Genomic DNA, 6644 nt, shown 5'->3' on the forward strand with positions numbered 1-6644 from the left:
CAATATGGCCTCCAAGTTCACTGCCAAATGTAAGCGAGCGCTCAAAATTAACGTCATCTCCAACGATAAGCTTGCCTAAGTTGGTTTTAGCTAATGTCTCGGTAATCACATCAAAGTTAACCCAACCTGCTGCGCTATCAAAATCAGTAACCGTTAAACACACACCGTTAATGGCAATACTGGCGCCACGATTTAAATCGCGCAAAAATTCAGCACCGGGTTTTATGGTCAAACGCCGCAGCGCCACTTCGTCACGAATTTGTGTTATCACAGCTTTGGTCTGAACTATTCCGGTAAACATAAGCCCCCAATTGTGCTACATTGCGCGTCATTGCACGCTGCTGATACAACAGACCCGCTATGTTACCTTTTTCCCGCTTCGAAGCCAGAACCATACTGAAACTTTCTGGCCCCATAGTGCTGGCACAACTTACCCAGACGCTGATGTACTTTGTCGACACTGTGATGGCCGGCCGCTACAGTGCTGTTGATATGGCGGCCATTGCTGTTGCATCCGGCCTGTGGTTTCCGGTGGTGATGACAATGCAGGGTTTGCTGCTGGCCCTGACGCCTATAGTGGCCCAGTACTATGGTGGCAAACAGGTCAAGCCTGTAACCCACTTTACCGTGCAGGCAATGTATCTGGCGATGGCGCTGGCCGCGGCCTTGTTTATTCTGATGTTATACGTGCAGGCCCCAATTGATCTGTTGCAGATGGAAAGTGAGCTCAGGCAAAAAACTCTGGATTACCTGTATTATGTCAGCTTCGGCCTGTTTCCCGCAGCTGGCTATATGGTTGTCCGCAGTATGTTTGAAGGCATTGGCAACACCAAAGCCAGTATGTGGATAAGCTTTGTCGGTATATTGGTTAATATCCCGGCTAACTATGTGTTTATTTACGGCAAACTGGGCATGCCTGCCCTTGGCGGCGCGGGCTGTGGTATAGCGACCAGCCTGGTGTTTGTTGCCATGTTTATTGCCATCCTGGTATACGGCTGGTTTAGCCGCACCACACAGCGCTACAAAACCCACCCCGACAGTTACCGGCTAAACCTGAAAGACTGCTGGCAAATTGTCAGCATCGGCACCCCTATCGCCTTCTCAATCTTTTTTGAAGTGACCTTATTTGCCTGCATTCCGCTGGCCATAGTGCATCTTGGCCCTATCATGGTTGCTGGGCACCAAATTGCACAAAACTACAGTGGTATCGTCTTTATGCTGCCGCTTAGCCTCGGTATGGCGACAACTATCCGCGTTGGCCATTTAGTGGGCCAGCAAAGCCTAACTGAACTGAAAAAAGCCATATCGACAGCAATAGTGCTTGCAGTGATGATGTCATTTATCATTGCCAGCCTGACGTTCTTACTGCGTGGCACTATAGCATCACTGTATTCTGCCGATGCCAGCGTTATTGCGCTTGCTGCGTCCCTGCTCATTCTGGCCTGTTTTTATCAGGTATCGGACGCGATTCAGGTGGTTTCTGCTTGCGCACTGCGCGGTATGAAAGTGACTAAACCGGTATTTTTTATCACCTTTATTGCTTACTGGCCAATCGGCTTTGGCCTAGGTGCCGTATTGGGTTTAACAGACTGGTTGGTAGAACCCATGGGCCCCCATGGCTTCTGGATTGGTATTATTGCCGGCTTAAGTGTTGCTGCATTGATGCTGGCTATTATCTTAAAAGGTACTTTACATAAACTGGAACATAAGGCGGCGTAACATATGAAACTCTGGCTGCTACCGCTGCTGCTGGGTTTAACAGCTTGCAGCGGTTATAACGGCGATAAAGCACTGACCAATTATCAGCAGCGATTAGCCCGGGTGCTGGATACCACTGCGCCAGACAGCAGCTTGCCAGCCGCAGCAAAATTAGCCGAACAACGCGATTTAAAACAACCCCTGCCCGATTTGCGGCTGGACATTACCGATGCCTACGCCACCCGCCGCTGCAGCCTGGATACCTTAATAGGTGAACGCAACTCCAGCCTGGGAAGGGTGTACAGTGCCAGTAAACAACTAAGCTATGAGCTGCGTTTTCTCAAACAGCTACAACAATGCATCAGTTTAAGCTGGGACAACACCGCATTGCTCAGCGAGTTACAGGCGGTATATCAGCAAAAGCAAAACAGTGTCCATATCGCTTGGCATAATATGCTGCTAACCGATGACACCTTACGTAAAGAGTTATTAGGTGCACGCCAGAGTCTGCCGCTGCATGATGTGGCAGGCCATAGTGAAACCTGGCAAGCGCTTACTGAACTAACGCGGTTACAGCAGTTTATCAGCGAGCAAAACTGGCAGCAGGCAGCCCGGGTTAACATTGAGCAGCAACTGCAGCAGCTGTATCAGTACAACTTTATCGGCCGCTTACAGCACAGTTTACGCTTAAGTAGCCACCGGTTAAATCAGCTTAATCTTACCCTCGCCAACGTAACACCAACGAAACTTTGCCAGCCCAGACCGGATAACCAGCAACTGGAGGTTTTAGGTAATATCTTTGCAAAATATTTTATTGCCCAGGTGCAGCAATACACGGTAGATCTGGACAAATACCAACAGCAAATCTGGCCACTGCTGGCAGAACTGTATCGTGATACCCCGCTGTACCCTGCGTTAGAACAACGCTTTAACGGTAATCATCAGAATATGCGCACTGCACTCAGTCAGCATGTTAAATGGTGGCAAGCTGTTAACGCCACCTGTCCGCTGCAACTTACCGCAGGCGGTTAAGCTAAAGCGGTGAAAAATACAGCAAACTCGCCCCCTGGATATAAAAATACTTGCCAAGGCGACAACAGCACAATAACATAGCCGCCGTTGTTCGCTATGCGCTATAACATAAAGTGTGCGTCCTTAGCTCAGCTGGTTAGAGCACCACCTTGACATGGTGGGGGTCGGTGGTTCGAGTCCACTAGGACGCACCAAAAATTCCAATAAAAACGCCACCTTACGGGTGGCGTTTTTATTTTCACATCTCAATTAATTTTTCTAGGTAACACATAGGTAGCAACAAGTGAAGCTGACGCTGATAACTGTTTAGGCTTTATTAGTTTACTTTTTGTCGTTGTAATAGTTGGTTGATATAGTGAGGTAATGATTTATACCTTAATAATTACCAGATGACGCACATTTATATAGCTTCTAATCAAGCGTTTACAAACGGAATCCTAAAAATCGGGTCCACAAGCAACACACCATCTATTAGAGTTGATTCATTAAGTAAAAGTACAAGCATTCCATACAACTTTAAGCTTGAATATTCACGTTTCTCAGAATATGCGAAGCTTGTCGAAAGAAGAGCCCATGCGGTGTTGTATGGACACCGAGTAAATGCAAATAAAGAGTTTTTCGATATATCACTTAATGAAGCAATTCACGTGATCGACACTTTGATCGATTATGCGGAGATTGATGGAGCCATTGGCACTCGCATATCCAAGCATTCTGACTTGATTTCTGCTTGGTGGGAACCTCAGCTTTCTGCCCGAGACATTAACTTAATCAATTTCATCATTGCCTCTACCAGTTTTTTATCATTGCGAAAAGCAGTCAAAATGACAGGGCTGATTATCGATGGATTTCTTTCAAGCTCTACTATTTCGAAATTTTTCAAAATTGAAAAGAGCTCCGCTGCTGAGGGTTTAAAAAGAATTCAGAGAAAAGGTATGAAATTAGAAGTTACCTTATCAAAGAGCAACACGACCATAAAAGTTTTTCAAGATATTCAGTATCATAGAGGAGAGCTATGGTGGTTATTTAACGACGAATTCGTATACCTAATTGGAAATAATAAACTTTGAATTAAACTATTTATCGTGACCAATCAACTTGAACTAATCCAATTATTTTCCAATCAAGTGATGTAGTGCAGGTACCTCTTCGGCAATTGAAATAATAGCTATGTTACGTATGAAAACAATCTACCCACTAGGTAGTAGTAAAACGCCCCTTCTTGGCAATAACAATACGCCAGCAAACTGCTTAAGCTTACAGACATAACACCGAGCTACCGGCTCTAAGGCTTTAACCAGGCTAGGAACGGTATGCCGTGGCAATAACGCCACCGGGTAAGCCTGGAAACGGTCTTACCTCCCGACCTGGAAAGGTGAATGATGTTAACTGACGCCTATTCGCGCCGATTTAATTACGTGCGGCTCTCAGTCACGGAAAGCTGTAATTTCCGTTGTACCTACTGTCTGCCAGATGGCACTGACTGTCACTCCCGCAGCGGCGAGCTTACTCTGACAGAGATTCGCCGTTTGATTACTGCCTTTGCCAAACTGGGCACAAAAAAGGTACGCATTACCGGTGGCGAACCTTCTCTACGCAAAGACTTAACGGAAATTATTGCCACCTGCAAAGCGGTACCGGGTATTGAAAAGGTCGCACTCACTACCAACGGCTATCGCTTAAAACGCGATGCACAGGCGTGGCAGGAAGCCGGTTTAGACGCCGTGAATGTCAGTGTCGATAGTTTAGATGCCGATACCTTTCACCTGGTTACTGGCCAGGACAAACTTGCCGATATTTTAGCTGGTATACATTACGCAAAAGCCATTGGCATAAAACAAGTCAAAATAAACACCGTACTGTTAAAGCAACACAACGCACTGGCGTTACCGGACTTCTTAAATTTTGTAAAGCAACAGGACATTGCACTGCGCTTTATCGAATTAATGCGCACCGGTGACAATGCTAATTTTTATCAACACCAACACTTAAGCGGTGCCAGTATTCAGCAGCAATTGTTAGCCGACGGTTGGCAGTTAAACCCCAAAGCCCGTACTGATGGCCCGGCGCTTGAGTATTCTCACAGCGACTATCAAGGAAAAATTGGCCTGATCATGCCCTATAGCAAAGATTTTTGCGCTGATTGCAACCGGCTTCGGGTATCCAGTAGCGGCCAACTGTATCTGTGCCTGTTTACCGATACTTATCAGGACTTACGTAGCTTGCTGCAAACTGATGACAGCGCAACCTTAATGCGCTTTTTACAGCAATCGGTGCAAGGCAAAGCTTTCAGCCACCAGTTGACACAGGATTACAGCGGCAGCACCCGGCATTTAGCCCAAATCGGTGGATAAAAGAGGTGGATGAGATGAGCAGTGCAACACCCTTTAGCGCACTAATTTTAGCCGGTGGAAAATCCAGCCGCATGGGCCGGGATAAAGCTCTACTTCAACTTAATGGCCAGAGTCTACTGGCGCATATGCAGCAATTGGCGCTGGAAAGCGGCGCGGCGGAAGTGCTGATAAGCCGCAACCTGCCGGGTTTTATTTCTGATCAGTTGCCTGAGCAAGGGCCTTTAGCCGGTATATTGGCAGCGCTGCAACACTGTAACTGCTCGCAGTTATTGGTATTGCCCATTGATACCCCGCTATTAACAGTGACCAGAGTGCAGCAACTGCTGCAACACGCCAATGGCAAAGCCTGCTATTTTAGCCATAGCCCGCTGCCTTGCGTATTACCGGTAAGCCCGGCGCTTAACTGCCTGATAAGTGCGCAGCTGCGCAGTGGCCAGCGTTCGGTTAAAGCCCTGCTGACACAACTAAATGCCGTTAGTTTAACGGCGCCAGCAATTGAACTTCTCAATACCAATACGCCAGACGATTGGCAGCAATATCTTTTATTAGTTAACAGCGGGAGCTTGTATGCCAAAGCCTGATTTAAACCGGTTTTATCCGCTAAACATTGCCGTACTTACTGTGTCAGACAGTCGCAGCTGCGATAACGACAGCAGTGGAGACTTACTTAGCGATTCACTGGTGCAGGCAGGCCATAAGCTAGCCGCCAGATCGCTGCTGCCAAACAATAAATATACTCTGCGCGCACTGTTAAGCCATTGGATAGCAAGTAGCAATATTCAGGTTATTCTGATTAACGGCGGTACGGGTTATGCCAAAGGTAACTGCACCATCGAAGCCATAACCCCGCTGCTGGATCTGCAGGTGCCGGGATTTGGCGAGCTATTTCGTCAACTTTCGTTTAGCCAGTTAGGCTCTGCCGCCATGCAATCCGCCGCAGTGTCTGGTATCGCAAACGACACCCTGCTATTTGCGATGCCAGGCTCGGGTAGCGCCTGTACCCTGGCGATGCAGCAACTCATTTTGCCGCAACTAGACGCACAAACGGGTCCCTGCAACTTTGTCGCCCATATAAAAAATAGCCCAAGCAAAAGCTGTGGAGGTTGATATGACAGCAGCAAACCGTGCTACACATTCTGATCTTACACATTTAGACGACAGTGGTGCCGCCACCATGGTGGATGTTGCTGATAAAGCCCATACCAGTCGTTTGGCGCGCGCCAGTGCCTTGCTGCAAACTACACCAGACGTCATCACATTAATTAAGCAGGCTCAGCTTAAAAAGGGCGATGTGCTGGCCACCGCCCGTATTGCCGGCATTATGGCAGCGAAGAAAACCAGCGAGCTAATCCCGCTGTGCCATAGCTTAATGCTGAGCAAAGTTACGGTAGAGTTCACTTTAAACGCTGAACAAGGCCTGGTTTATATCGAAACCTGTTGCCGTGTAACCGGGCAAACCGGCGTTGAAATGGAAGCCTTGACCGCAGCTTCGGTTGCCGCACTGACCATTTACGATATGTGCAAAGCTGTCGACAAATCAATGTCGATCCTAAAGGTACA

7 protein-coding genes, 1 tRNA gene, 1 pseudogene and 1 riboswitch are annotated in these 6644 nt (G+C 47.5%); of the genes and pseudogenes, 8 read left to right on the forward strand and 1 reads right to left on the reverse strand.

Features of this window, described 5'->3' with window-relative positions; genetic code table 11:
• Positions 1–301 (reverse strand): annotated as a pseudogene (locus VIN66_RS02885) (riboflavin synthase); the annotation flags it as partial.
• 59 nt (positions 302–360) lie between these two features.
• On the opposite strand from VIN66_RS02885, the gene VIN66_RS02890 reads away from it, so the two are divergent.
• The 8 genes from VIN66_RS02890 to moaC form a co-directional block, all read left to right on the forward strand.
• The gene (locus tag VIN66_RS02890; protein WP_331922590.1) at positions 361–1719 is read left to right on the forward strand and encodes an MATE family efflux transporter; all 1359 of its coding nucleotides are present in this window, start codon (positions 361–363) and stop codon (positions 1717–1719) included.
• A 3-nt stretch (positions 1720–1722) separates the two neighbouring features.
• Positions 1723–2730, forward strand: coding sequence for a DUF3080 family protein (locus tag VIN66_RS02895; protein WP_331922591.1), 1008 nt, complete (start codon positions 1723–1725; stop codon positions 2728–2730).
• 117 nt (positions 2731–2847) lie between these two features.
• Positions 2848–2924: transfer RNA gene (locus tag VIN66_RS02900), tRNA-Val, on the forward strand.
• Positions 2925–3119: 195 nt separating this feature from the next.
• A complete protein-coding gene (locus tag VIN66_RS02905) occupies positions 3120–3800 on the forward strand; it encodes a GIY-YIG nuclease family protein (protein ID WP_331922592.1) in 681 nt (226 codons plus the stop codon).
• Positions 3801–3987: 187 nt separating this feature from the next.
• Positions 3988–4124, forward strand: a riboswitch (molybdenum cofactor riboswitch).
• The gene (gene moaA, locus VIN66_RS02910; protein WP_331922596.1) at positions 4113–5084 is read left to right on the forward strand and encodes a GTP 3',8-cyclase MoaA; all 972 of its coding nucleotides are present in this window, start codon (positions 4113–4115) and stop codon (positions 5082–5084) included. (Overlaps the previous riboswitch by 12 nt.)
• A gap of 14 nt (positions 5085–5098) precedes the next feature.
• The gene (gene mobA / locus VIN66_RS02915; protein ID WP_331922593.1) at positions 5099–5665 is read left to right on the forward strand and encodes a molybdenum cofactor guanylyltransferase; all 567 of its coding nucleotides are present in this window, start codon (positions 5099–5101) and stop codon (positions 5663–5665) included.
• On the forward strand, positions 5652–6191 hold the full coding sequence (locus VIN66_RS02920) for a molybdenum cofactor synthesis domain-containing protein (RefSeq protein ID WP_331922594.1): 540 nt from the start codon (positions 5652–5654) through the stop codon (positions 6189–6191). The genes mobA and VIN66_RS02920 overlap by 14 nt, the downstream gene beginning before the upstream one ends.
• Position 6192: 1 nt before the next feature.
• Positions 6193–6644: cyclic pyranopterin monophosphate synthase MoaC (moaC, locus tag VIN66_RS02925; RefSeq protein ID WP_331922595.1), on the forward strand; the 452-nt coding region annotated here is incomplete at its 3' end.

It is taken from the genome of Rheinheimera sp. (assembly GCF_036568245.1).
In the GTDB taxonomy this organism is placed as follows: Bacteria; Pseudomonadota; Gammaproteobacteria; order Enterobacterales; family Alteromonadaceae; genus Alishewanella.